Raw genomic sequence first — 26,629 nt, forward strand, 5'->3', positions numbered from 1 at the left:
AGTTCTTACTCGTCACCCCAAAGGTGCGGCGGAGAAGCCGAGACGGTCACCCGGAGCGAAAGCCCCGATGATGCAGTCCGGCCGAGCCGACCTCAAGCGGGACCACCCACTCCAATGAAGCCGGTCGAAAGACCGCCACTGAAGTAGTGGTACAGTACCGAAGTTGCCCGAGCGGGCATTCCCTCCAGGGAGAAGAAGCTCGGCGCGTCTGGTCCTTGAGAACTCAACAGCGTGCACATTGTCAATGCCAATTTATTGACCCCGTGCTCGGCCGGTTTTGCTGGTCGAGTCGGAGACAATTCCTTTTGGATTGAAGATTGTCAGTAGACAGTCAACAGTCAAGATCAACTCGGCCTGACGCTTTCGGGTGTTGGGTCTGTAATTTTTTACGGAGAGTTTGATCCTGGCTCAGGACGAACGCTGGCGGCGTGCTTAACACATGCAAGTCGAACGATGATGCCCAGCTTGCTGGGTGGATTAGTGGCGAACGGGTGAGTAACACGTGAGTAACCTGCCCCTGACTCTGGGATAAGCGTTGGAAACGACGTCTAATACTGGATATGATCACTGGCCGCATGGTCTGGTGGTGGAAAGATTTTTTGGTTGGGGATGGACTCGCGGCCTATCAGCTTGTTGGTGAGGTAATGGCTCACCAAGGCGACGACGGGTAGCCGGCCTGAGAGGGTGACCGGCCACACTGGGACTGAGACACGGCCCAGACTCCTACGGGAGGCAGCAGTGGGGAATATTGCACAATGGGCGAAAGCCTGATGCAGCAACGCCGCGTGAGGGATGACGGCCTTCGGGTTGTAAACCTCTTTTAGTAGGGAAGAAGCGAGAGTGACGGTACCTGCAGAAAAAGCACCGGCTAACTACGTGCCAGCAGCCGCGGTAATACGTAGGGTGCAAGCGTTGTCCGGAATTATTGGGCGTAAAGAGCTCGTAGGCGGTTTGTCGCGTCTGCTGTGAAATCCCGAGGCTCAACCTCGGGCTTGCAGTGGGTACGGGCAGACTAGAGTGCGGTAGGGGAGATTGGAATTCCTGGTGTAGCGGTGGAATGCGCAGATATCAGGAGGAACACCGATGGCGAAGGCAGATCTCTGGGCCGTAACTGACGCTGAGGAGCGAAAGCATGGGGAGCGAACAGGATTAGATACCCTGGTAGTCCATGCCGTAAACGTTGGGCGCTAGATGTAGGGACCTTTCCACGGTTTCTGTGTCGTAGCTAACGCATTAAGCGCCCCGCCTGGGGAGTACGGCCGCAAGGCTAAAACTCAAAGGAATTGACGGGGGCCCGCACAAGCGGCGGAGCATGCGGATTAATTCGATGCAACGCGAAGAACCTTACCAAGGCTTGACATACACCGGAAACGGCCAGAGATGGTCGCCCCCTTGTGGTCGGTGTACAGGTGGTGCATGGTTGTCGTCAGCTCGTGTCGTGAGATGTTGGGTTAAGTCCCGCAACGAGCGCAACCCTCGTTCTATGTTGCCAGCGGGTTATGCCGGGGACTCATAGGAGACTGCCGGGGTCAACTCGGAGGAAGGTGGGGATGACGTCAAATCATCATGCCCCTTATGTCTTGGGCTTCACGCATGCTACAATGGCCGGTACAAAGGGCTGCGATACCGTAAGGTGGAGCGAATCCCAAAAAGCCGGTCTCAGTTCGGATTGAGGTCTGCAACTCGACCTCATGAAGTCGGAGTCGCTAGTAATCGCAGATCAGCAACGCTGCGGTGAATACGTTCCCGGGCCTTGTACACACCGCCCGTCAAGTCATGAAAGTCGGTAACACCCGAAGCCGGTGGCCTAACCCTTGTGGAAGGAGCCGTCGAAGGTGGGATCGGTGATTAGGACTAAGTCGTAACAAGGTAGCCGTACCGGAAGGTGCGGCTGGATCACCTCCTTTCTAAGGAGCATCTGGCATCGCTTGCGATGTCCAGGCGCCGGATCGAGACGAACGTTCTCGCCGGTAGCTCATGGGTGGAACATTGACAGTGCAGTCGGGAGCGCGGCTTCCGGTCTTAGTACGCCAGGTCTTCGGGTCTGGTTGGAAGGGGTCGGGGGTGAGCGGGCTGGCTGGTGCACGTTGTTGGGTCCTGAGGGACCAGGCTTCCTGCCGTCCACGACAGTGGTGGTGGGGGTTGGGCCGGCGGAGTGATCCGCATGGTTCTTCGATGGGCCACGTGAAGCTAGCTGTTATGGCTGGGGGAGTGTGGTGCCGATCGTATGTTGAGAACTACACAGTGGACGCGAGCATCTTAGATCGCTCGCAACGATGACTGCCTTTCGGGGTGGTCGTGTTGTCGAGTCGATCGCAATTTTAATCTTTGTGGTCAAGTTTCTAAGAGCAAACGGTGGATGCCTTGGCATCTGGAGCCGAAGAAGGACGTAGAAATCTGCGATAAGCCTCGGGGAGCTGATAATCGAGCTGTGAGCCGAGGATTTCCGAATGGGGAAACCCCGCCAGGCGACTTGTCGACCTGGTGACTCCCGCCTGAATATATAGGGCGGGTAGAGGGAACGTGGGGAAGTGAAACATCTCAGTACCCACAGGAAGAGAAAACAACATGTGATTCCGTGAGTAGTGGCGAGCGAAAGCGGATGAGGCTAAACCGATCATGTGTGATAGCCGGCGGGCGTTGCATGGTCGGGGTTGTGGGACACGTCGCTCAGTTCTGCCGGACTGGGGCGGTTACAGCGCATCATAGTCGAACCGGTTTGAAAGCCGGGCCGTAGTGGGTGCCAGCCCCGTAGACGAAATGGTGTTATGGCCGGATGTGTATCCCAAGTAGCACGGGGCCCGAGAAATCCCGTGTGAATCTGTCAGGACCACCTGATAAGCCTAAATACTCCCAGATGACCGATAGCGGACAAGTACCGTGAGGGAAAGGTGAAAAGTACCCCGGGAGGGGAGTGAAATAGTACCTGAAACCGTTTGCTTACAAACCGTCGGAGCCTCCTTGTAGGGGTGACGGCGTGCCTTTTGAAGAATGAGCCTGCGAGTTAGTGATATGTGGCGAGGTTAACCCGTGTGGGGCAGCCGTAGCGAAAGCGAGTCTGAATAGGGCGATTCAGTCGCATGTCCTAGACCCGAAGCGAAGTGATCTATCCATGGCCAGGTTGAAGCGACGGTAAGACGTCGTGGAGGACCGAACCCACTTCAGTTGAAAATGGAGGGGATGAGCTGTGGATAGGGGTGAAAGGCCAATCAAACTTCGTGATAGCTGGTTCTCTCCGAAATGCATTTAGGTGCAGCGTTGCGTGTTTCTCGCCGGAGGTAGAGCTACTGGATGGCCGATGGGCCTCAACAGGTTACTGACGTCAGCCAAACTCCGAATGCCGGTGAGTGAGAGCGCAGCAGTGAGACGGTGGGGGATAAGCTTCATCGTCGAGAGGGAAACAACCCAGACTACCAACTAAGGCCCCTAAGCGTGTGCTAAGTGGGAAAGGATGTGGAGTTGCATAGACAACCAGGAGGTTGGCTTAGAAGCAGCCACCCTTGAAAGAGTGCGTAATAGCTCACTGGTCAAGTGATTCCGCGCCGACAATGTAACGGGGCTCAAGCACACCGCCGAAGTTGTAGATTTCGCATGTTAGACAAGCCTTCGTGGTTCAGTCGTGCGGAGTGGTAGGAGAGCGTCGTGTGGCGAGTGAAGCGGCGGAGTAATCCAGCCGTGGACGCCACACGAGTGAGAATGCAGGCATGAGTAGCGAAAGACGGGTGAGAAACCCGTCCTCCGAAAGACCAAGGGTTCCAGGGCCAGGTTAATCCGCCCTGGGTAAGTCGGGACCTAAGGCGAGGCCGACAGGCGTAGTCGATGGACAACGGGTTGATATTCCCGTACCGGCGAACAACCGCCCAAGCTAATCCAGTGGTGCTAAGAGTCCTAACCCGTATTCAGTGGATCCCTTCGGGGTGAAGCGGTGCGGTCTAACGCTCGACCCCATGCTGGTGCGGTTAGCGTATGAACAGGTGTGACGCAGGAAGGTAGCTGAGCCAGGCGATGGTATCCGTAAGGTGAACCTGGTGTAAGGATGTAGGGCTGACGATAGGCAAATCCGTCGTCTGTACGCCTGAGATCCGACGCGTACCCGTTAGGGGAAATCAGTGATCCTATGCTGCCGAGAAAAGCATCGACGCGAGGTTGCAGCCGCCCGTACCCGAAACCGACTCAGGTGGTCAGGTAGAGAATACCAAGGAGATCGAGAGAATCGTGGTTAAGGAACTCGGCAAAATGCCCCCGTAACTTCGGGAGAAGGGGGGCCGGACACGTGACCGGATGTACTCCGTGAGCGTTGAAGGCCGCAGAGACCAGTGGGAAGCGACTGTTTACTAAAAACACAGGTCCGTGCGAAGTCGCAAGACGATGTATACGGACTGACGCCTGCCCGGTGCTGGAAGGTTAAGAGGAGGGGTTAGGTTTCGGCCGAAGCTCTGAATTTAAGCCCCAGTAAACGGCGGTGGTAACTATAACCATCCTAAGGTAGCGAAATTCCTTGTCGGGTAAGTTCCGACCTGCACGAATGGCGTAACGACTTCCCAGCTGTCTCAACCGCGAACTCGGCGAAATTGCACTACGAGTAAAGATGCTCGTTACGCGCAGCAGGACGGAAAGACCCCGTGACCTTTACTACAGTTTGGTATTGGTGTTCGGAGTGGCTTGTGTAGGATAGGTGGGAGACTGTGAAGCGGGCACGCTAGTGTTCGTGGAGTCATTGTTGAAATACCACTCTGGTCACTTTGGATGTCTAACGTAGGACCCTGATCGGGTTCATGGACAGTGCCTGATGGGTAGTTTAACTGGGGCGGTTGCCTCCCAAAGAGTAACGGAGGCGCCCAAAGGTTCCCTCAACCTGGTTGGCAATCAGGTGGCGAGTGTAAGTGCACAAGGGAGCTTGACTGTGAGACTGACAGGTCGAGCAGGGACGAAAGTCGGGACTAGTGATCCGGCAGTGGCTTGTGGAAGCGCTGTCGCTCAACGGATAAAAGGTACCTCGGGGATAACAGGCTGATCTTGCCCAAGAGTCCATATCGACGGCATGGTTTGGCACCTCGATGTCGGCTCGTCGCATCCTGGGGCTGGAGTAGGTCCCAAGGGTTGGGCTGTTCGCCCATTAAAGCGGTACGCGAGCTGGGTTTAGAACGTCGTGAGACAGTTCGGTCCCTATCCGCTGCGCGCGTTGGAAATTTGAGAAGATCTATCCCTAGTACGAGAGGACCGGGATGGACGAACCTCTGGTGTGTCAGTTGTTCTGCCAAGGGCACCGCTGATTAGCTACGTTCGGACCGGATAACCGCTGAAAGCATCTAAGCGGGAAGCCGTCTTCGAGATGAGATTTCCATGCACCTTGAGTGTGAGAGGCTCCCAGCAGACTACTGGGTTGATAGGCCGGATGTGGAAGCGGGGACTAACGACCCGTGGAGCTGACCGGTACTAATAAGCCGAAGACTTGACAACACAATTATTTCCGTGGCCTTCGGGTCACGGGCTCGCGTCCACTTTGTGGTTCCCGACAGACGATCGGGAATCAATTGAATACTTCAGCAACGGCTTGAAGGAACATGTTGAGACCAGATCATGGTCGACAGTGTTCCGGTGGTCATAGCGAGAGGGAAACGCCCGGTCACATTCCGAACCCGGAAGCTAAGCCTCTCAGCGCCGATGGTACTGCAAGGGGGACCTTGTGGGAGAGTAGGACGCCGCCGGACTTCTTTTGCAACACCAGGGAACCCCTGACCAGAACTGGTCAGGGGTTTTCTGCGTTTCCGGTACGTTCCAGGACCGCTTCAACTCCGTCCACACGGCCGCCGCCGCCCGGGTCGCCCGCGATAGGATCGTCGGCGTCATGACTGCGCCATTCACCACCGCCACCGGTTCCGACGTCCGCGTCCGATTCTGCCCCTCGCCGACGGGGACGCCGCACGTCGGCCTCGTGCGGACGGCCCTGTTCAACTGGGCCTACGCCCGCCACAGCGGCGGCAAGCTCGTGTTCCGCATCGAGGACACCGACGCGGCACGGGACAGCGAGGAGTCGTACCAGCAGATCATCGAGGCGCTGCGCTGGCTGCAGCTCGACTGGGACGAAGGCGTCGAGGTGGGGGGACCGCACGGCCCCTACCGGCAGTCCGAGCGGTCCGACGTCTACGAGGACGCCATCGCGAAGCTCAAGGACGCCGGCCACCTCTACGAGTCCTTCGTGACGCCGGAAGAGATGGAGGCGCGGAACATCGCGGCCGGTCGCGACCCGAAGCAGGGCTACGACAACCACGAGCGCGACCTGACCGACGACGAGCGCCAGGCGTTCCGTGACCAGGGGCGTGCGCCGGCACTGCGGCTCCGCGTGCCGGACCGGGATCTGAGCTTCGACGACCTGGTCCGCGGCGAGATCACGTTCAAGCAGGGCACGTTCCCGGACTTCGTGGTGGTGCGTCCGAACGGCAAGCCGCTGTACACGTTCACGAACCCGGTCGACGACGCGCTCATGGGCGTGACGCACGTGCTCCGTGGCGAGGACATCCTGTCGTCGACGCCGCGACAGATCGCCCTCTACGAGGCGCTGTTCGAGATCGGGATGGCCGAGTTCATCCCGCGCTTCGGGCACCTGCCGTACGTGATGGGCGAAGGCAACAAGAAGCTCTCCAAGCGCGACCCGGAGTCGAACCTCTTCCACCACCGCGCGAACGGCATGATCCCCGAGGGGCTCATCAACTACCTCGCGCTGCTCGGTTGGTCGATCGGTCCCGACCGCGACGTGTTCTCGATCGACGAGATGGTCGAGGCGTTCGACGTCGCCGACGTGAACCCGAACCCGGCCCGCTTCGACCACAAGAAGGCCGAGTCGATCAACGGTGACCACATCCGCCTGCTCGAGCCGGCGGACTTCCGGGACCGGCTGAAGCCGTACCTGACCGAGTACCTCTCGGACCCGGCCACCCCCGAGCAGGAGCACGTGCTCGAGGCCGCGGCGCCGTTGGTGCAGGAGCGCATGCAGCTGCTCAGCGAGGCCCCGGGGATGCTCGGGTTCCTGTTCACCGCGGACGGCGACCTGGTCGTCGAGGAGGACGCGCTCGCGAGCCTCAAGGGCGACCCGACCGAGGTCCTCACCGCGAGCATCGCCGCGCTCGAGCCGCTCGACGACTGGCAGACCGAGGCGATCGAGGGTGCGCTCCGCGTCGCGCTGATCGACGGTCTCGGCCTGAAGCCGCGCCTGGCGTTCGGACCGCTGCGTGTCGCGGTCTCCGGTCGTCGGATCAGCCCCCCGCTGTTCGAGTCGATGGAGATCCTCGGCAAGGACTCGACGCTCGCTCGGCTCCGCGCACTCTCGGCTCGCTGACGTGTACGACGTCGCGGTGATCGGTGCGGGGCCTGCTGGTCTCAGTGCCGCGCTCAACCTGGTGCGGGCGAAGCGGTCCGTGCTGCTGCTCGACGCGAACCGTCCGCGGAACGCCGCCACCCTGCGGTCGCACGGCTTCCTGACTCGCGACGGGGTGTCGCCGCTCGAGCTCCGGAAGCTCGGACGCGCGGAGGTCGAACAGTACGCAGAGGCCACGGTCGTGCAGACGATCGTCGACCGGGTCGCACCGGACGGCGGCGGCTGGCGCGTGCACGGGACCTGGCGCGGCGCCGAGGTGGACGAGACGGCGCGCACGGTGGTCATCGCGACCGGGCTCCGTGAGGAGTTCCCGGCGCTGCCGTCCCTGCGGGCGTTCTACGGCACCGCGATGCACAGCTGCGTCGAGTGCGATGCCTACGAGCGGTCAGGCGAACCCCTGGCGTTCGTGTGCGAGACCGCCGACGTCGTCGATCGGGCGCTGCTCATCGGGGCGTGGACGGACGACCTCGTCGTGTACACGAACGGGATCGCGCCGCTCGATGCCGACGGCCGCCGACGGCTGGCCGACGCGGGCGTGCGGATCGACGAGCGGCCCGTTGCCGACCTGGAGGGAGACCGGTCCGGGATGACCGGCGTGCGCCTCGCAGACGGCCACGTGGAGCCGCGCACGGGCGGGTTCGTCCGGCCGACGTGGCACGTCGACCTGGGCTGGGTCGACGCGGCACTCGACCGCGACGCCGAGGGACTCGTGGTGGTCGACCGCGTCGGACGCACGACGGTCCCCGGGCTGTACGCCGTCGGCGACGTGACCCCGCCCGGGCCCGAGCAGCTCATCGTCGCCGCCGGGCACGGTGCGACGACCGCCGCCGCGGTGCACCGCGACCTCGTCGGTGGTCTTGCGGACCTCCGGGATGCTGTACAGTAGATGACCGTGCCCCGGACAACGGGGACGGAAGACCGACAGGTCTTTTGGGGTATGGTGTAATTGGCAACACAGCGGTTTCTGGTACCGTCGTTCTTGGTTCGAGTCCAGGTACCCCAGCAGATGTGAGAACGGCCCCCGGGATGTCCCGGGGGCCGTTTTCGTGCGCCGTTCCCAGCACGTTCAGTGGAACCCGCAAGGATGCGCGGAACCGCAGGATGTCCGCACCCGCCGTCGTCACCCCTGGAACGGGGACCACTCGTCGACTTACTGTCCGAGTGGCCGTACCGGACGGGCGGTCAGCAGACGATCCAGGGGAACTGCCATGACGTCCACCGACGCATTGCTCCACCACCGTTGGGACCACACCGCCGTGGTCCCCGCCGCGGACGACCACTCGGTCCTCGAGCGCTGGGCACGCGTCGTCACCGCGTACCCGGACGAACCGGCCCTCGCCGGCAACGGCCGCGCGTGCACGTTCGCCGAGGCGGACGCGCTCGCGTCGTCGCTCGCAGCGGTGCTCGCCGAGCGGTTGCACCCGGACGACCGGACCGGTGCCGGCGTCGGGGCGGTCCCCGGCGGTGCTCCCGTCCCCGTCGGCGTCATGGCCGGTCAGACGACCGAGGCCGTCCTGGCGATCCTGGCGCTGACGATGGCGAACCGCGTCGTGGTAATCCTCGACGACCACCTGCCGGAGGCCCGGTTGCGCCACGTGGTCGAGCTCGCGGGCGTCTCGGAGGTCCTCGCGGACACCGAGCACGCGGACCTCGCCGCCTCGGTCCTCGGCGATGCCGGGACGGTCCACGACCTGGACGCACTGCTCGACGCCTCGGCGGACGCCGCGGACCGCACGGCCAGCGCCGATGCGGTGGCGCGGAGCACCGCGATCGCCGAACAGGAGCGGCGCGGGACGGACCCCCTCGTGCTGGTCTTCACCTCCGGGTCGACCGGCATGCCGAAGGGCGTCGCGATGACCCACCGGCAGCAGCTGCAGAACGCAGAGCAGGACGCCGTCGCGCTCGGGCTCCGACCGGGGGACCGGATGGGCCTCGTGCTCCCGCTGTCCTTCGCCGCCGGCTACCTCATGGCCTTCGACACCCTGCTGAACGGCGGGGCCATCGTGCTCCTCGACCCGCGGGACCTCGGCACCGACCGACTCCTCGAGCGGATGCCGGTGGAGGACGTGAACGTGCTCGTCTGCACCCCGCACCTCCTCCGGTCCATCGTCCAGACGAAGCAGGCGGTGCCCGGCGGCGCACGGCTCCCGTTCCGCCTCCTGATGACCGTGGGCGAACCGATCACCGGCACGGACGTCATCGCCGCGCGCCCGGTGCTCGACGCCGGGACGGTGATCTGGAACGGCTTCGGCGCGAGTGAGATGGGGTGCGTCGCGTACTGCTCGGTCGCCCCGGGCGACGACGTCGCCCCCGGCGTGATCCCCGCCGGGTTCCCGCTCCCCGGCAAGACCGCCAGGATCGTCCGCGAGGACGGCACCCCGGCCGACCTCGGCGAGACCGGCGAGCTCGTGATCGAGTCCGACGGACTCTCCGCCGGGTACTGGGGTGCACCGGACAAGACCGCCGAACGCCTCGGCGCGACGGACGACGGCACGCCGACGTGGCGACAGGGCGACCTCGCGAAGCTCGAGGCCGACGGCAGCCTGGTGCTCCTCGGCCGCTCCGACGACGCCGTGAAGGTCCGCGGGTACCTCGTCGAACCGAGCGAGGTCGAGGCAGCGCTCCGCGCCGTCGACGACGTGCACGACGTCGTCGTCACCGCACTCGTCGAGCCGCCGGCCGTCACCCGCCTCGTCGCCTACGTCGTCGGTCGACCTGGACGTCGAACCCCGGCACCCGCGGCGATCCGCCGTGCGCTCCGTGATCGGCTGCCCGAGTACATGGTGCCGGCGTCGATCGTCCCGATGCCCGAGCTGCCGCGCAACGAGCGCGGCAAGGTCGACCGCGGGCTGCTCCCCGGCGCGCCGTCGATCGAGACCGAGATGGTGGAGGGCGAGTACGACCAGTGGGAACTCGTCGTGGGGCAGATCTGGGCGGAGGTCCTCGGCCTCCGCGGTGTGCACCTCGACGAGGACTTCTCCGCACTCGGCGGCGACTCGCTGTCCGCCGAGGAGATGCTCGCGATCGTGCACGCCCGGCTCGGCGTCGACATGCGCGCGTCCGAGCTGCTCGAGCACCCCACCCTGCGCACCTTCGCACGACACGTCCGCTCGGGTGCCAGCGCGCTGCCGAGCCATCCGGACATCGTCAAGGTGTCCGAGGCGCGGACCCCTGGACGCCCGCCGGTGTTCTGCCTGTCCGGCGGCGGCGCGCTCGGCCTGACGTTCCTGCCGCTCTCCCGGTACCTGCCGGAGCACGACGTCTACGCGATCCAGCAGCACGGCCTGGAGCGGCGCGCGATCCCGGACTGGAGCATCGAGCAGAGCGCCCGGCGGTACATCGCGCTGATGCGCATCGTGCAGCCGCGCGGCCCGTACATCATCGTGGGCCACTCGCTCGGTGGCATCGTCGGACTCGAGGTGGCACGGCTCCTCACCGAGGCAGGGGAGGAGATCGAACACCTCGCACTGCTCGACTCGTACCTGCCGCGCACCCGGACCGAGGCAGCGCAGCTGAACTTCGCCAGGATGCAGCCCCGTGAGCCGCGGAACGCCGCCGTCCGCGCGCTCCGACACGGACTCGACCGCGCCGTGAAGCGCGTGCTGCCGTCCGGCGTGCCGTACGGGGACCTCTTCGTGCGTCGTGCACGGGCCTACGGCGCCGGGGTGCTGCGCTACGGCGGGCAGAAGGACTTCGACGCGATGTTCGACCACGCCGAGATGATCGTGCGCCGGCACACGCCGACGCCCTTCCACGGGCGGTCGACCTTCGTGCTCGCGGAGGACAACCCGGACGTCGAGCGCTGGTCCTCGGTGCTCCGCGGGGACAACCGCACGGTGCACATCCAGGCTGAACACACGTCGATCCTGCGCGAACCGCACGTCGCGGAGCTCGCGGCGGAGCTCCGCGCCGCCCTCGGGACGGACCCGACCCGGCCCTGACGGCCCCAACAGACGGACGGGAGGCTCGTGGCGACCCCGCCACGAGCCTCCCGTCCGTCTGTTGGGGCGACCCGACGACCCACCGCAGCCCGCTTGCGGGTTTCCGTATCCGCACCCGGGGCCCCGCAACGGATCACCGATCGCATTGACCGGCCTCCCCACCCCGACGAAGGTGGGAATCCCCAGGGAACGGCGTACCCCCGCTCCCGACGGGAACGACGGTGCACCCTCACCGCCGCGCACCGCAGCTGACGTACCCGCGTCCTGTCCTCGCGTACCCCGAGGACCAACGACCGTCGCCGTGACGGTCTTCCCGATTGCAGCCCTGAACCCGACAGGAGCACCATGTCCGCCAGCACGATCCGACCCCTGGACCCTCGCGTCTCGGTCGTCATCCCCGCACGCAACGAAGCGAGGAACCTCGAGATCATCCTCCCGAAGCTCCCGCCGGTGTACGAGGTGATCCTGGTCGACGGCAACTCCGTCGACGACACCATCGCGACCGCGCAGCGGCTGATGCCGGCGATCAAGGTCGTGCAGCAGACCCGGAAGGGCAAGGGCAACGCGCTCGCCTGCGGGTTCGAGGCCGTCACCGGCGACGTCGTCGTCATGTTCGACGCCGACTGCTCGGCGGACCCCGACGAGATCCCGCGCTTCGTCGACGCCCTCGTCGCCGGCGCGGACGTCGCCAAGGGCACCCGATACGCCCTCGGCGGTGGCAGCGACGACATCACGATCGTCAGGAGCCTCGGGAACCGCGGGCTGAACCTGCTCTGCAACCTGCTGCTCGGCACCAGGTACAGCGACCTCTGCTACGGCTACAACGCCTTCTGGGCGGACGCGCTGCCGAAGATCGGCCTGCTGTCCTCGACGCTCCCGCAGCCGTCCGACGGTTCGATGCTGTGGGGCGACGGGTTCGAGATCGAGACCGTCCTGACCTGCCGCTGGTCAGCAGCGGACCTGGCGATCTCCGAGGTCCCGAGCCACGAGAAGCTCCGTGTGCACGGCGCCAGCAACCTGAACGCCGTCACGGACGGCATCCGTGTCCTGAAGTCGATCATGCACGAGCGCCGACGTGCCGCCGACGCCCAGGCGAGCGCGCGCCTCACCCCGGTCACGCCCCGCGTCGTCCCGACCGCGGTGCCGGCACTGGACGAGGAAGCCGCGTGAGCGTCCCGACGGTCGCGGTCGTCATCTGCGCGTACACGCAGCAGCGCTGGGGCGACCTGCAGGACTCGGTCGAGTCCGCGAAGCGACAGCCGAACGCCACCGAGGTGGTCGTCGTCATCGACCACGAGCCCGAGCTGTTCCTGCGTGCGACGGCTCGCTGGCCGGAGCTGCTGGTCGTCGAGAACGCCGAGGACCGCGGCCTGTCCGGCGCGCGGAACACCGGCGTGGCGCTCGCCGAGTCGGACGTCGTTGCGTTCCTCGACGACGACGCGACCGCCGACGACGACTGGCTGGCCCACCTCGTCGAGGCGCTCTCGCGGCCGTCCGTCGTCGGCGTCGGTGGTCGGGCGACCCCGTCGTGGCCGACCGCGACCGGTGCGGGTCCCTACCCCGACGAGCTCCTGTGGATCGTCGGCTGCAGCTACACCGGACTGCCCACCGAACCGGGCGACGTCCGCAACGTGATCGGCTCGAGCATGGCGTTCCGCCGTGACGTGCTCCTCGCCGCCGGCGGGTTCCGGTCCGGGATCGGCCGGGTCGGCAACCAGCCGCTCGGGTGCGAGGAGACGGAGCTCTGCATCCGGATCGCGCAGGCCGACCCGACCGCGAGGATCCGCTTCGAGCCGCGGTCGAACGTCTCGCACCGTGTGTCCCCTGATCGCGTCGCGATGCGGTACGTGCGGCGCCGGAGCTACTACGAGGGCATCTCGAAGGCGGTCCTCAGCCGTCGTGTCGGGGCGAAGGACTCGCTGTCGAGCGAGTCGACCTACCTGACGAAGGTGCTGCCGAAGGCGCTGTTCCGTGAACTCGGTCGGCTCGGGCGAGGCGGCGGGACCCGTGCGGTTGCGATCGTCTCGTGCGTGCTCGGCACCGTGACCGGCTACGCCGTCGGCCGGTTCCTCGGCGGCGTCGTCGTGGCGTCGCCCGCACCCGCCCCCGTCGCCGTGCAGCCGGTGGGTGCACCGTGACGCGTGCGACCCTGGCGATGGTCGTCTCGCCGATCACCACGGGTCCGCTGTTCCCCACGTGGGACGGCGCCCTGTGGGTCGGCGAGGTCGACCGCGCGGACGTGCACGCCTCGAGCCACCGCGACGTCATCGCCCTCGACGGGGCCGAGGGGTACCGGCGTGCCCGGCTGCTCGTGCGCGACCACGGCGAGCCCCTCGGGTTCGTCGAGGCGGAGATCACCGAGCGCCGCCGCATCGGCGAGACGATCGACGTCCGCTCCCTGCAGCGCGCGATCCGGCCGATGCCGGCGCCGGCAGCGCGGGTCTCGTCGGTGTCCGCGACGGCAGCAGGTCTGGTGCTGCCGTCCGTCACCGTCGTGCTCTGCACGGACGGTGCTTCGGACTCGACGATGCGCTCGGTGCTCGCCTGCCGGTACCCGTCCTTCGACGTCGTCGTGGTCTCGCACGCGGCCGAGCCGGGTGACGACGCCGTCGTGACGATCGACGGCCGCACGGTGACCACGATCGCCGCACCGTCCGGCGGGCTCGCCGCAGCGCGGAACGCCGGCCTGCTCGCGGCGACCGGTGCGGTCGTCGCGTTCGTCGACGAGGGAGCCGTCGTCGACGCCGGGTGGCTCGACGCCCTCGGGACCGCGTTCGCCACGGACCCCGACGTCGCGTGCGTGACCGGCCTCGTGCCCAGTGCGGAGCTCCGCACGCCGGCGCAGCGGTGGCACGACGAGCGCACCCCGGCGGCCAGGACGATCCGCCGCCGTGTCCTGCGGCTCGGCGACGACCCGGGCGACCTCCCCCTGCACCCCTTCGCCGCGTCCGCGTACGGCACCGGGGCGAACCTCGCCGTGCACCGCGCGACGGCCCTCCGGATCGGCGGGTTCGACACCGCCTTCGGACCGGGCACCCGCGTCGGCGGCGGGGACGACCTCGACCTCTTCACACGACTGCTGTTCGCGGGTGCCGCGATCGCGGTCGAACCCGCCGCGATCGCGTGGCAGCGGTCGGCGGACGACGTCGCGTCGTTGCGCCGCGCCGCCGCGGCGAACGGCCACGGACTCGGAGCCTGGATGACCAAGAACGCCTTCGACCGCGAGACGCTCACCGCCTCGATCGACGCTGCTCCCGAGGCCATCAGCGCCTTCGCGCGCCTCGGACTCGAGCAGGGGGACCGTGCGGGTGCCGTCGACGGGTCCGCCGCGTCCGAACCGCTCGACGTCGTCGACGCCGAGTTCGCCGCGACGAAGCGTCGGCTCCGCGGGGTCGAACGACGGTCGGCGTTCACGGCGCCGTTCCTCGCGCTGCGCGAACGGATCGGCGGCGCCGGGACGATCGACCGGACGGCGCACGGACGGCACGAGCTGCAGCGTGGTCTCGAGACCGCTGGTCCTGCACGACCGGCACCGAGCGGCGCGATGGGACCCGGCGCCCGTCTCGGGGCGGCGGCGCTCGTCGTCCTGACGCTCGTCGTCGCGGCGGTCGGCTCGCTCGCCGGACTGCCCGATCTGCGTGCGGCTGCGATCGGCGTGTTCCTCTTCGCCCTGCTCGGCGTCGCGCCGCTGCTCCTGGTCCGCCCGATGCCGCTCGCGCGGTTCACGGTGTTCGCGGTCGCGGCGTCCCTCGTCGGGACGATCGGCATCGGGTACACGATGGCGACCTTCCACATCTGGCACCCGACGGCCCCGTTCGTCGTGGTGACCGTGCTGACCGCGATCGCCGTCGCGGTGGCCGTGCCGCGCGACCTCACCGACCTCCGCCGCGCGCGGTACGCGGCGCACGCGGCGCCGCGCCAGGTCCGCTGGACCCCCACCGCCACGGTGACCACCACGTCCGTCGCCGGGCTCGTGGTGGTCGTCGCCTCGGCGGTGACGCACATGGGGGACCCGGTCCGCGCTGGTCTCTTCGGGTCGCTCGGCCCCGGCCTCGTCGTCGGCATGGCACTCGTCGTCGCCGCTGCGGTGGTCGCCCTCGTCCGTGGCCGCGGCGTGGCCGTGCCCGTGGTCGTGCTCGGCGGCGCCGTCCAGCTGGCACAGGCGATCGCGTACGGGATGCCGACGGTCATGGCGGCGGCCCGGCACGTCGGCGTCCTCGAGTACATCCGACAGTACGGCGGGACGAACCCAGCAGCCGACATCTTCCAGACCTGGTCGGGGCTCTTCGCGGGCGGCGCGTGGGTCGCCGACGTCGGTGGCATCCAGAACGCGATGCTCATCGCCGCGTGGGTGCCCGTCCTGCTGGCGTTCAGCACGACGATCGCGGTCGGGGTGCTGGCAGCGCACTGGTTGCCAGGGGCCAGGCGTCCGTGGATCGCCGCCTTCCTGACGGCGATGACCGGGTCGCTCAACACGACCTACTTCTCGCCGCAGTCCACCGGCGTGCTGCTGTCGATCGTGGTCCTGGTGCTCGCGACGGGGCAGCTGCGGACCACCGTCGTCACCGGACCCGACGGTCACGTCGCAGCGAAGCCCCGCGCCCGCAGGGTGGGGCTGACCAGGATCGCCGCGATCGCCGCGATCAGCGTCGTGCTCGCCGTGACCCACCAGATCTCGCCGTACCTCACCGTCGCAGCCCTGGTGGTGCTCGTCGTGTTCCGCATGGTGCGGCCGTGGTGGCTGCCCGTCGTCGTGCTCGTCCCCGCGGTCGTCTTCGCGGTGATGAACGGCAGCGTGCTCGACAAGTTCCTGTCCTTCGCCGCGGTCGGTCGGGTGCTCGACAACGTCCAGCCGCCGACGCACGACATGACCGTGCTCCCGAAGCCGCTCGTCACCCGACTGGCGTTCGACGTCCCCGCCGCGGCGCTCGTGGTGCTCGGGCTCGTCGCGCTCGTCACCGTCCTGCTCCGGCGCGACCGCGTGCACTGGGGACTCCTCGTCGCCGCCGGGAGCCCGATCTCGCTGCTCGTCGCGACGAACTACGGGCAGGAAGGCATCTTCCGTGTGGTGCTCTTCGCGACGCCGTGGATCGCGATCCTCGCCGCAGCGGTCCCGCGACCAGGCGGCCGGCTGGCGTGGATCGGCGGCTTGGTCACCTCGGCGATGCGTCCGTCCGCGGTGCGGGTGGCCGTCGCGGCCGCCGGGGTCGCCGCGCTGGTGGCGATCGGGGCGTTCGGTCAGACGTCGCTCGACTGGAACCGCGTGATGACGAGGAGCCAGTCGGCTGCGACGCAGTACTACGACGCCACCGCCCCGAAGGGGTCCGTCCTGCTGCTGACCGGCTCGGCCAATGCGGTGCCGAGTAACACCGGCGCACGGTACTTCGACGTCGGCTACCTGTCGCGCGAGGCGCTCGGGCCGTACCCCGACCCGGCGGGGCCGTACGACGCCGCGGCCGACGTGTCGACCATCACGAAGGACCTCGTCGGCAACTGGACGGCGACGAAGTACTACGCGCTCGTCGCCGAGCCGTTCGGCGCGTACGACGAGCGGTACGGCTACCAGAGCGACGCCGACTACCAGCGGCTCGCGGCGGCGATGGCGTCGTCGCCGTACTGGAAGCGGGTCTGGTCGTCCGGGACGACCGCGGTCTACGAGCTGACGAGGGAAGGCATCATCCATGCGACGGACTGAACCGGGCGCCGGGAGCCGTGCGGGGCGGTACACCGTCGCGTTCGTCGTCGCAGCAGTCACCCTGACCGCCGCGATCCTGGTTGCGCCGACGGGCGGCACCGCGAACGCCGCCACCACGGTCGACTGCAGTGCCGGCAAGGTGCTCACCGTCGTCGCGCACGCCGACGACGACCTGCTCTTCGACGGCACCGAGCTCCGCAAGGACATGGACGCAGGGCGGTGCGTCCGCTCCGTCGTGGTCACGGGCGGGGACGCCGGCATGTCCGCGTCCTACTGGAAGGGACGGGAGGCCGGGGTGATGGCGTCCTACGCGCGGATGGCCGGTGTCGCCTCGACGTGGACGAACGGCACCACCACGGCGGCGGGACGCACGCTCCGCACCGTGACGCTCGCGACCGACCCGAAACTCAGCCTGGTGTTCATGGAGCTGCCCGACGGCAACGTCGACGGTTCGGGCTTCGCCGCCGACGGTTCGCAGAGCCTGCAGAAGCTCTACCAGGGCACCATCAGCACGATGCGGACCCTGACCGGGGCCACGTACTCGGCGACGTACACGCTCGCGCAGCTCGAGGCGACACTCCTCGCCGTCGTGACGGCCTACCAGCCGACGGACATCCACACCCTCGACCAGAAGGGCACCTACGGCGACGGCGACCACAGCGACCACCACACCGTCGCCTACCTGACCGATGCCGTGCAGCAGCAGTACGCGACCGCGCACTCCTTCACCGGGTACATGGGCTACCCGATCGCGAACCTCCCGTCGAACCTCACGCAGGCCCAGATCGACGCCAAGGGCGACGCGTTCTTCACCTACGCGCAGCACGACGGTCAGACGTGCGCGTCGTGGCAGGCGTGCTCGTCCCGGCCGGAGGGCTCCTGGCTGAGCCGCGAGTACACCGCGGGATCGACCGTGCCGACCACTCCTGGCGACCCGGACCCGGGGACCCGCGGCGCTGACGTCACCTCGGGCGCGACCGTCACCGCGAGCGCCGAGAACCCCGCGGACGGACAGACCGCCGCGAAGGCCGTGGACGGCGTGGTGAGCGGGTACCCCGACGCTCCGACGGCCGAGTGGGTGGCACCGTGGGGCGGCGTCGGCACCTGGATCCAGCTCGCGTGGGGCTCGCCGACGTCGCTCGGCGAGGTCGACCTCTCCGACCGGCCCAACCCGGACGACCAGGTCACCGGCGGCACGCTGACGTTCTCGGACGGATCCAGCGTGAGCGTGCCCGCACTCGACAACGGCGGCGCGGTGCAGCGGGTCGCGTTCAGCGCTCGCCCGGTGACGTGGGTGCGGTTCACCGTCTCGGCGGTCAGCAGCTCGACGCGGAACGTCGGGCTCGCCGAGATCCGGACGTACGCGCCGGCCGACGCGTCCACACCGACGACGCCGACCGACCCGACGACGCCGACCGACCCGACCCTGACCGACGTCACCGGTTCCGCGACGCCGACCGCGGCCTGGGACAACCCCGCCGACGGTCAGACCGTCGCGAAGGCGGTGGACGGTGTCGTGTCGGGCTACCCGGCGAACGCCGCTGCCGAGTGGGTCGCGCCGTGGGGTCGCACCGGTGTGTGGATCCAGCTCGACTGGAGCAGGTCGGTGGCTCTGCAGCGCATCGTCCTCGACGACCGCCCGAACGCGTCCGACCAGGTCACCAGCGGGACGCTGACGTTCTCGGACGGCAGCCAGGTCGCCGTCGGGACCCTGCCGAACGACGGCAGCCCGCTCACCGTGGACTTCAGCGCCAGGAATGTGACGTGGGTCCGGTTCACCACGACCGGTGTCTCCGACAGCACGGTGAACGTCGGGCTCTCGGAGATACGGACATGGGCGGCCGGGTGATCCCCACCGCGTCGCACGGCGCCGGGGTTCCGCGGCACCGGCCCCCCGTCGACACCAGGTGGCGACGGCTCGCGCTCGTCGCGGGGGCGCTCGTCGTCGCGGCGGGGGTCGTCGCGGCATCTGCGACCGTCGCGATCCGCGGCGACGACCCGCCGCACACCGTGGCGGTCGCCGACCCGAGCGGGGTGACCATGCCGACCGGCGACGGCAGCGGGTGGAAGCGGGTCTTCTCCGAGGACTTCGCCCGGCCGACACCCACCGGCGGGTTCGAAGCGGACTACGCAGACCGGTTCTCGGTCTACCACGGCTTCGCGGACACGGCGGGCACCGGGCGATACCAGTCCTCGGCGCTGACCGCGCACGATGGTGTGCTGGACATGCGACTGCGGACGACGAGCAGCGGGACGCCCCTCGCCGGCGGCGTCGTCCCGCTCGTCGACGGTCGGTGGGGTGGACAGACCTCCGGCAGGTACAGCGTCAGGATGAAGAGCGACGAGGTCGACGGCTACGGCGTCGCGGTGCTGCTCTGGAGCGACGACAACGCGTGGGCGGACGGCGAGGTGGACTTCCCCGAGGGCGCACTCGGGGCACCGGCCGGCCTGAACGTGCACTGCCTCGCGGACCCCGCCGAGAAGTGCATCCAGCACCAGACGGGGGCGTCGCTGGCGGACTGGCACACGTACACGATCGAGTGGACACCGACCAGGATGTCGTTCCTCGTCGACGACACCGTGGTCGGCACCACCACCGAGAACATCCCGACGGCGCGCATGCACCTCGTGGTCCAGGCCGGTTCGAACGACGGCCGGCCGCCGCGCAGCGCATCGGGATCGCTCCTCATCGACTGGGTCACGATCGACGTCCCGGCCGCCGGTGCGGAGCCCCAGGCGACCATGCCGGACGACGTGACGGCTCGGGACGTCCCGAGCTGGGTCGGTGACGCGCGCACGCAGGGCGACGCGGCCGCCTCGCGAGCCGGCTGAGCCTCAGCTCCTTGCGTGCTCGAGCAGTGCGCGGAGGAGCCCGGCGACGTGCGGCGCGCGGCCGTGGTGTTCCTGGACCCACGCCCGGCAGCGGACACCGAGCGACGGGTCGTGCACGGTCTCGTCGAGGGCGTCGAGCACCGTCCGGGCGAGCGCCTCGGTGTCCGTCGGGTCCACGGTGAACCTCGCCCACTCGCCGGACAGGATCTCGCCGGTGCCGCCACCTGCAGCGGCGACCACGGGACGACCCGTCGACATCGCCTCGACGACGACACGGCCGAAGCCCTCCGGCTCGATCGACGGCGCGACCACCAGGTCGGCGGCGTGCAGCAGCGGGACGACGTCGTCCCGCTCCGGCAGCACGAGCACCGAGCCCGTGGGGAGCGCATCGACCGCACGACGGACGTCGTCCGCGTCGTCCGGGTACAGCGCGCCTGCGAGCACGAGGAGCGGCTGCCGGCGCGCGGACCCGGCCGCGGCGGGGACCGTCACCGGCTGCCGGGCCCGAGCCGTCGCGAGGACGCGGCCCCATGCCTCCAGGAGGGCCAGGACGCCCTTCGAGCGCGTCAGCCGGCCGTAGTACAGCACCGTCGGCGTGGCGCTGTCGATCCCGAGTGTCCGACGCGCGTGCCGGACGTCCGCGGTGGACGGTGCCGGGAACGTCGACGTGTCGACGCCGTTCGGCACGACGGTGATCCTGGCGGCGGGGATGCCCGCCTCGGACCACGCCCGTGCCATCGACTGCGAGACCGCGAGGTAGCGGGTGCGCCCTCCGGAGATCGGGCCGAGGCGCCGGTAGTTCGGCGCGTGGTGCAGGTGCACGGCGAGGGGGACGCCGGAGAACATCGAGACGACACGGCCCCACGGCAGGAACTCCGGCCGGTTGAGCCAGAGCACGTCGAGGTGCGAGCGCCGCAGACGCAGCCCCTCCCACGCGAATCGGGCGGCGTCACGGAGCGCGGTCGTGACGCCGAAGCGGTAGTCACGGGCGTCGTGGAGCCGGACTCCGAGTGCGTCGAACGGTGCGCGCCCGTCGTCACCCTGGTCGGAGGACCGGTGCCAGATCTCGACGTCGTGCCCCGCGTGCACGAGCTCGCGGGTGTCCTCGAGCACGCACCGCTCGACCCCGCCGGTGATCGCCAGCCCGTTGGTCACCACACCGACGCGGAGGCGTCTGGCCCCTGACCGGGCGCCGCGGCTCACGCCACACCCCCGCGCGCACGACGCAGGCGACGGAAGAACCAGGGGACGCAGGCGATCACGCCGGCGAAGCGGACCCAGTTCCACAGGACGTCCTGCGGGACGAACACCGACACGGCGGCCACGGCGAGCGCTGCGGCGACCGTGAGGACGACGCGTGCTCTCGGTCCACGCCAGTCGCGGCGGTCGGGGAGCGCCGCCAGCTGCAGTGCGGCCAGGACCACGTACGCGACGACGGTCGCGACCGCGGCGCCCGCGATGCCGAGGAGCGGGACGAGGACCAGGTTCGCGCCGATGTTCACCGCGGCCGCGATCGCCGCGATCACTCCGACGGCGACTCCGCGTCGCTCGACGAGGAGCAGCCGGCCGGTCGCACCGCTCGCGACGACGGGGAACGCGGTGATCGCGACGACGAACACGACGACGGTGAGTTCCTGCACGCGGTACGACGCCGGGGCCAGGATCGGCAGCGCCAGCGGTGACACCAGGGTCACGGCGAGGAGCACCGGCGCCAGCAGCAGGTACAGCTCGTCACGGGAGTGCATCGCGAGGCGTCGGCGGGCGACGGCGTCGCGGAGGGCCGCGAAGTGCGGCGCCCACGCCTGGTTCGTGAAGGTCAGCAGCAGGACGACCGCCGACCCGACGACGTAGGCGATCTGGTACCGCGCCACCTCGTCGGGGCCCAGCAACCGCTGCACCACGATCCGGTCACCGGCGTTCAGCACGAAGTAGGACAGGTTGCCGAGCGCGATCGGGATGCCGAGCCGGAACGCCCTGGCGATGGTCCTCCGGTCGAGCAGGCCGGCGAACCGAGGACGGGTCGCGGCGATGCCGATGCCCATCGCCACCGCCTGCGCGACGACGCCGCCCCACGCGTACGTCGTGGCGTCGGCTCGCACGAACGTCAGGAGGCCGAGCCCGATGATCGAACCGCCGATCGACGACAGCAGGCTCGTCACCGCGAACACCCTGATGCGGTCCTGCGCGACGAGGAGCGCCAACGAGATCTGCACGATCGCCGCCGGTCCGGTCCAGAGCACCGCGACGAGCAGCAGCGGGTGTTCGCCGATGAAGCCGGACGCGTCGCCCCACACCGGGATCGTCGTGAGCGCGAGGACCGTGACGATGCTCGCGGTGACCATGCCGACGGCCAGGAGTCCGCGGGCCTTCCGGTCGTCGCCGTCCTCGGCGCGCTGCAGCACGGACGCCTGGTCGATGCCGGCGACCGCGAGCACGACGAGCGCCTGGTAGAGCGCGATCGCCGACGCGAGCACGCCGAACTCCGCCGGCGGCATGAGGTGTGCGAGCACCGGGGAGATGAGCGACGACACGACGAGCTGCATCGACCACACGACGACGTACAGCAGGCCGCGGCCGAACAGGACGTTGGCGCCCTTGCGGACGGCGACGGACCCCGTGTCGACGGACTCCGGCACCGGCGTGACGGGTTGCGTCGGAGACGTCACGCCGTGACCTCCCTCGGTGCCCCGGTCGATCGGCGCAGTTCGAACGCGCCGTCGACGACGTCGAGCAGGTCGGAGCTCTGCTCGGTCGAGAACTTCCGGGCGAACACGTGCGGGAGTCCGCCGGGGAACGTCCGGCGTTCGAGCAGCCGTCCGGCGTCGGCGGTCGTCAGCCACGGTGGGCTCTTCATCGCGCTGCCGTCCCACCCGATCCACCACAGCGCGTGCGGGACGTGCTGCTCGGCGAACCCCGGCGTCAGGGCGGGGGACCGCAGCACCGTCGGCACGAACGTCTCGTCGGCGATCCACGTCCGTCGCCAGAACCGCACGAGGTCGGGGCGACGGTCGACCGCGTCGACGACCGAAGCGGCGTGGTGTCGCGCGAGGACCTTCAGCTGCGAGCCCCCGGCCGGCACGACACCGCGGGGCAACCGGCGTGGGATCGGCAGCCGCACCATGTGCTTCCGCCACGCCCAGTGCGGGAACCGGAGCCGTGCCCGGCCACCGTCGCGTCCCCACGCCTCGTACGGCAGCGGGTGCACGGCGACGAAGGACTCCTCACGGTGCGCCGCGAGGAGCGCCGCGATCTCGGTCGCGTTCGCCAGCGGGTAGTCACTTCCGGTGAGCACCGCCACGTGCGACGCGTCGGTGTCGGCGAGTGCTGCCCGGTACCCGGAGACCTCTGCCTCGACGTTCTCCCACTTCGCCCAACCGGTCCGGATCCGCGGCAGCAGCCGGACACGATCGGGGAGCCCGTCGGTCATCGCCCTGAACACCGACTCCGAGGTCCGCGCGTCGCAGTGCAGGAACACCGGGAACGGGTCGAGCGACTCGATGAGCCGGCGCACGTGCACAGGGTCCTCGTGAGCGAGGACGATGCACGCGAGTGCGGCGGAGGGGGTGGCCATGGACGCGACGCTAACCGCGCCGCTCCAGCACCGACAAGGCGGCCATGACCCCTCTGCGGGGAAGCGGCGGTTTTCCGCACCACCGGCGTCGGATCAGCGTTTCCGGCGGAACTTCGGGCAGTCGCAGAGGGCGCAGTCGGTGCCGGGTCGGTAGTGCTCGTGCGCGACCTGCTCGTGGCCGCAGACGCACACGACGTGGTCACCGGTGTCGACGACGAGGAACGGACCGCCGAGCTCGGTCGTGGGGCCCAGCGGCATGCGTCCTCCTCGTGCCCGGCGTGCTGCCGCCGGGTCGTGTCCCCGATCCTACGGGCAGCACGGCTCCTGATGGCGGCAAACCGCAAGAGGGACGACCGTCGCCGCAACGGGTACGGACCCGCGTTGACCACGCCACGGCCGCACCCGACCATCGGGAGCATGACCGCACCCCAGGCGACCAGGTCCAGCGTGCTCACGCTCACGCCCGCGATGCCCTCGCCCGATGCCCCCACGTGGGCCGGAGCAGCATGGGTCGGCTCCGTCGACCGGCGGGAGGCGCTCGCCGCGGCCGTCGTCGAACTCGCCGGCGCCGAGGGCTTCCGCCGCGCGCGCCTGCTCGTCCGCGACGGCCGTGAGATCGCCGGCTTCGTCGACGTCGCGGTCGACGCCAGCGGGGACGTGGAGCCAGCCGAGCTGGGGCCGGCCCTGCGTGCGCTGCGTGCCACGAGCCTCCCAGCCGTGCCCGCGGGACCGGCCACCGGACGCATGTCGGTCGTCATCGGCACGCGCGACCGCCCCGAGGACGTGCGCCGCTGCGTCGCCTCGGTGCTCGCCTCGGCGTACGACGACTTCGAGGTGCTCGTCGTCGACAACGCGCCCACCACCTCCGCGACCCGCGACGTGGTCGCGTCGTTCGCGGACGCCAGGCTCCGGTACGTCCTGGAGGCCCGACCCGGCGTCTCCCGCGCACGGAACGCCGGTCTCGCCCTCGCGTCCGGAGCCGTGGTCGCCTTCGTCGACGACGACGTGGTCGTCGACACCCACTGGCTCGCGGCGCTCGCCGCCGCCTACGACCGGGACGACGACGTCGTCTGCGTCACCGGGCTCGTCCCGAGCGGGGAGCTCCGGAACCCGACCCAGCGGTACTTCGACGAGCGCGTCACGTGGGCGCGGAACCTCGACCGCCGGGTGTTCCGGACCTCGGCGCCGCCGGCGGACCTGCCGCTGTTCCCGTTCTCGGTCGGTGCGTTCGGCACCGGCGCAAACATGTCCCTCCGGCGCTCCGCGGCCCTGGCGCTCGGCGGCTTCGACGTCGCCCTCGGCCCGGGGACCCCGTCCCGCGCGGGGGAGGACCCCGACCTGTTCACCCGCGTGCTGCTGTCGGGTGGCGCGCTCGCCGTCGAGCCGTCCGCGTTCGTCTGGCACAAGCACCGCTCGGACCGCGAGGCCCTGCGCGGGCAGGCGCTCGGCTACGGCACGGGTCTCGGGGCGTGGGTCGCGAAGCTGATGACCCGGCCGCGGACCGCGCTCGCCGTGCTGCGTCGGGCCGTCGGGGCGCTCCGCCAGCTCGGGGCGCTGGGGCAGGGTGGCGCCGACCAGGTGTCGACCGCCGTGTCCGCGACCGCCGGATGGCCCGTCGACGACGAGTTCCGCGCGGCGACCGCCGGGCTGAAGCGGGTCGAACTCGTCGCAGCGCTCGGCGGCCCCTGGCGGTACGTGCTCGGACGCCTCCGCGCCCGCCGCGGGTAGCCCGCCGCGGGTAGCCCGCCGTGCGGGAGCGTCGCCGTTGACGCCCCCGCACGTTCCGTGCGGCGCTCCCGCTATGCCCGGAAGCGCCCGGCCTCGACGTCACGCCAGCGCCGGCGGCTGCGGAGCCACGCGGCGGGACCTGCGGGGAAGCCCCTGAGCTCGTGGTAGGCCAGGGAGCGCGGGATGCGGGTCGTCGACGCCTCGTTCGTGGACTCAGCCGCCGCATCGCGACGTCCGGCGAGACGTGACGCCATCTGCTTCGCCTTCACCTTCGCGGCGAGGGGCATCAGCCGCGCGAGCACGGCGAGGTGACGCCGGTCCTTCGCGGCGAGCGCGCACATGAGCGCGGTGAAGCCGACGCCGTTGCCGTGCAGCTGCTTGTGGAGGTCCTCGATCGTCTGGCGGTGCCGGTGGTGGACGACGGCGTGTGGCTCGAAGCCGATGCGGCCACCGCGCCAGAGCGTCTCGATGAACATCGCGAGGTCCTCACCACCACGTGCGGGGGAGCCGGCTCCGAGCGTCGTGTCGAAGCCACCGACGGCGTCGATGAGCGAGCGCCGGTAGGCCATGTTCGCGCCGGCGCCGTACGCGCCGATGCCGTACACCGCGAAGTGCTTCCTGACGGTGCCGTCCGGCCGCACGGCCGACACCCGCGCGTGGCGCATGGCACCGGCGACGTCGTCGGGGACGATCGTCACAGGGGCGAAGGTCCGCTCGGCGCTGAACCCGCCGTAGTACGCCTCGTACCAGATCTGCGCCGGTGTCGAGAGCTCCACCGGGAGGATCACACCGGTGACCGCGTCGAGGTCGGGCTCGCGCACGAACCGCGAGCCGATCGCCCGGAGCCACTGCGGGTCGACGCGGACGTCGTCGTCCGTGAACGCGATGACCTCGCCGGTGGCCGCCGCGACGCCGGCGTTCCGGCCGGCGGAGAGCCCTGGACGGCGCTCGGTGACGAGTCGCACGTCGCGACCGTCGAGGAGCGCCGGGAGCGCGTCGATGTCCGGCAGGTGCACGCGGTTGTCGACGAGGACCACCTCGTGCCGCGGGTAGTCGAGGTGCTCGAGCACGTCGAGCAGCTTGCCGAGGTCCTCGACGCGGTCCACGACGGTGGAGACGACGACGGAGATCATCGGGAGGTCGTCGTCGGAGACCGGAGCGAGGCTGTCGTACGCACCGTCGGTCGCGCTCTGGTCGACGAGCGGTGCGAGGGCCCGTGCCGCGTCGTCGGGGTCGGCGGTCAGCAGGACGTCGAGCGTCGTGACGGGATGACCGTCGCGGTACCCGATGACGAGGGCCGATGCGCCGGTCTCGTCGGCGACGAGTCGCGGCAGCGGAGCGTCGAGGTCGACGCTGATGACGCGACGGGGGCCCGGCGTGGTGACGGCGGAGGTGGTGGCCATGGCACCGGACGCTACGGACCCGTTCTCCCGGTCACAACGACCGGGGAACGAGGTGGCGGGGATCGTGCGGAACACCGCACGCCC

Annotated in this window: 14 protein-coding genes, 1 tRNA gene and 3 rRNA genes; 13 read left to right on the plus strand and 5 right to left on the minus strand. The window is 68.9% G+C overall.

Annotation, left to right across the window (positions count from 1 at the left end):
• Positions 1-385 precede the first annotated feature (385 nt).
• The 12 genes from ACEN9V_RS00005 to ACEN9V_RS00060 all read left to right on the plus strand — a co-directional run bounded on the left by ACEN9V_RS00005 (position 386) and on the right by ACEN9V_RS00060 (position 19,843).
• Positions 386-1,907 (plus strand): 16S ribosomal RNA (locus ACEN9V_RS00005).
• Between the two features lie 425 nt (positions 1,908-2,332).
• Positions 2,333-5,460 (plus strand): 23S ribosomal RNA (locus ACEN9V_RS00010).
• A 134-nt stretch (positions 5,461-5,594) separates the two neighbouring features.
• Positions 5,595-5,711: ribosomal RNA gene (gene rrf / locus ACEN9V_RS00015) — 5S ribosomal RNA — on the plus strand.
• The 16S, 23S and 5S rRNA genes sit together here, the layout of an rRNA operon.
• A 137-nt stretch (positions 5,712-5,848) precedes the next feature.
• Complete coding sequence (gene gltX / locus ACEN9V_RS00020) at positions 5,849-7,336, plus strand: glutamate--tRNA ligase (protein ID WP_413601641.1); 1,488 nt, start codon at positions 5,849-5,851, stop codon at positions 7,334-7,336.
• 1 nt (position 7,337) lies between these two features.
• The gene (locus ACEN9V_RS00025; RefSeq protein ID WP_413601642.1) at positions 7,338-8,261 is read left to right on the plus strand and encodes an NAD(P)/FAD-dependent oxidoreductase; all 924 of its coding nucleotides are present in this window, start codon (positions 7,338-7,340) and stop codon (positions 8,259-8,261) included.
• Between the two features lie 45 nt (positions 8,262-8,306).
• Positions 8,307-8,378, plus strand: a tRNA-Gln gene (locus ACEN9V_RS00030).
• 205 nt (positions 8,379-8,583) lie between these two features.
• Positions 8,584-11,316 (plus strand): alpha/beta fold hydrolase, encoded by a 2,733-nt coding sequence (locus ACEN9V_RS00035; RefSeq protein WP_413601643.1) that lies wholly within the window; start codon positions 8,584-8,586, stop codon positions 11,314-11,316.
• A 345-nt stretch (positions 11,317-11,661) separates the two neighbouring features.
• Positions 11,662-12,486 carry a glycosyltransferase family 2 protein gene (locus tag ACEN9V_RS00040; RefSeq protein WP_413601644.1) on the plus strand — a complete coding sequence of 275 codons (825 nt, stop codon included), beginning with the start codon at positions 11,662-11,664 and terminating at the stop codon, positions 12,484-12,486.
• Complete coding sequence (locus ACEN9V_RS00045) at positions 12,483-13,454, plus strand: glycosyltransferase family 2 protein (protein ID WP_413601645.1); 972 nt, start codon at positions 12,483-12,485, stop codon at positions 13,452-13,454. Before ACEN9V_RS00040 ends, ACEN9V_RS00045 begins: the two co-directional genes overlap by 4 nt.
• Entirely contained in the window at positions 13,451-17,011 is a 3,561-nt protein-coding gene (locus ACEN9V_RS00050; RefSeq protein WP_413601646.1) for a glycosyltransferase, read from the plus strand. Before ACEN9V_RS00045 ends, ACEN9V_RS00050 begins: the two co-directional genes overlap by 4 nt.
• Positions 16,998-18,860 (plus strand): PIG-L family deacetylase, encoded by a 1,863-nt coding sequence (locus tag ACEN9V_RS00055; protein ID WP_413601647.1) that lies wholly within the window; start codon positions 16,998-17,000, stop codon positions 18,858-18,860. The genes ACEN9V_RS00050 and ACEN9V_RS00055 overlap by 14 nt, the downstream gene beginning before the upstream one ends.
• Entirely contained in the window at positions 18,845-19,843 is a 999-nt protein-coding gene (locus tag ACEN9V_RS00060; protein ID WP_413601648.1) for a glycoside hydrolase family 16 protein, read from the plus strand. Before ACEN9V_RS00055 ends, ACEN9V_RS00060 begins: the two co-directional genes overlap by 16 nt.
• A gap of 3 nt (positions 19,844-19,846) precedes the next feature.
• Here the strand turns inward: ACEN9V_RS00060 and ACEN9V_RS00065 are convergent, their stop codons facing one another.
• The 4 genes from ACEN9V_RS00065 to ACEN9V_RS00080 all read right to left on the minus strand — a co-directional run bounded on the left by ACEN9V_RS00065 (position 19,847) and on the right by ACEN9V_RS00080 (position 23,672).
• Entirely contained in the window at positions 19,847-20,998 is a 1,152-nt protein-coding gene (locus tag ACEN9V_RS00065) for a glycosyltransferase family 4 protein (RefSeq protein WP_413601649.1), read from the minus strand.
• 44 nt (positions 20,999-21,042) lie between these two features.
• Positions 21,043-22,509 (minus strand): lipopolysaccharide biosynthesis protein, encoded by a 1,467-nt coding sequence (locus ACEN9V_RS00070; protein ID WP_413601650.1) that lies wholly within the window; start codon positions 22,507-22,509, stop codon positions 21,043-21,045.
• Positions 22,506-23,414: a beta-1,6-N-acetylglucosaminyltransferase gene (locus ACEN9V_RS00075; RefSeq protein WP_413601651.1), complete on the minus strand. Its 909-nt coding sequence runs from the start codon at positions 23,412-23,414 to the stop codon at positions 22,506-22,508. The genes ACEN9V_RS00070 and ACEN9V_RS00075 overlap by 4 nt, the downstream gene beginning before the upstream one ends.
• A 93-nt stretch (positions 23,415-23,507) precedes the next feature.
• A complete protein-coding gene (locus ACEN9V_RS00080; protein ID WP_413601652.1) occupies positions 23,508-23,672 on the minus strand; it encodes a hypothetical protein in 165 nt (54 codons plus the stop codon).
• 159 nt (positions 23,673-23,831) lie between these two features.
• Here ACEN9V_RS00080 and ACEN9V_RS00085 point away from each other — a divergent pair, with 159 nt between their 5' ends.
• Positions 23,832-25,142 carry a glycosyltransferase family 2 protein gene (locus tag ACEN9V_RS00085; RefSeq protein WP_413601653.1) on the plus strand — a complete coding sequence of 437 codons (1,311 nt, stop codon included), beginning with the start codon at positions 23,832-23,834 and terminating at the stop codon, positions 25,140-25,142.
• Positions 25,143-25,213: 71 nt separating this feature from the next.
• Here ACEN9V_RS00085 and ACEN9V_RS00090 read toward each other — a convergent pair whose 3' ends face one another.
• Positions 25,214-26,545 carry a glycosyltransferase gene (locus ACEN9V_RS00090; RefSeq protein ID WP_413601654.1) on the minus strand — a complete coding sequence of 444 codons (1,332 nt, stop codon included), beginning with the start codon at positions 26,543-26,545 and terminating at the stop codon, positions 25,214-25,216.
• Between the last annotated feature and the right edge of the window lie 84 nt (positions 26,546-26,629).

This window comes from Curtobacterium sp. Curtsp57, from assembly GCF_047324335.1.
GTDB lineage: Bacteria > Actinomycetota > Actinomycetes > Actinomycetales > Microbacteriaceae > Curtobacterium.

What these genes read in the sequence shown, in the direction of transcription:
- ACEN9V_RS00085 (WP_413601653.1), top strand. Translation starts at nt 23,832, where the DNA reads ATGACCGCACCCCAGGCGACCAGGTCCAGCGTGCTCACGCTCACGCCC.
- ACEN9V_RS00055 (WP_413601647.1), top strand. Translation starts at nt 16,998, where the DNA reads ATGCGACGGACTGAACCGGGCGCCGGGAGCCGTGCGGGGCGGTACACC.
- ACEN9V_RS00090 (WP_413601654.1), bottom strand. Translation starts at nt 26,545, where the DNA reads ATGGCCACCACCTCCGCCGTCACCACGCCGGGCCCCCGTCGCGTCATC.
- ACEN9V_RS00060 (WP_413601648.1), top strand. Translation starts at nt 18,845, where the DNA reads ATGGGCGGCCGGGTGATCCCCACCGCGTCGCACGGCGCCGGGGTTCCG.
- ACEN9V_RS00040 (WP_413601644.1), top strand. Translation starts at nt 11,662, where the DNA reads ATGTCCGCCAGCACGATCCGACCCCTGGACCCTCGCGTCTCGGTCGTC.
- ACEN9V_RS00075 (WP_413601651.1), bottom strand. Translation starts at nt 23,414, where the DNA reads ATGGCCACCCCCTCCGCCGCACTCGCGTGCATCGTCCTCGCTCACGAG.
- gltX (WP_413601641.1), top strand. Translation starts at nt 5,849, where the DNA reads ATGACTGCGCCATTCACCACCGCCACCGGTTCCGACGTCCGCGTCCGA.
- ACEN9V_RS00080 (WP_413601652.1), bottom strand. Translation starts at nt 23,672, where the DNA reads ATGCCGCTGGGCCCCACGACCGAGCTCGGCGGTCCGTTCCTCGTCGTC.
- ACEN9V_RS00035 (WP_413601643.1), top strand. Translation starts at nt 8,584, where the DNA reads ATGACGTCCACCGACGCATTGCTCCACCACCGTTGGGACCACACCGCC.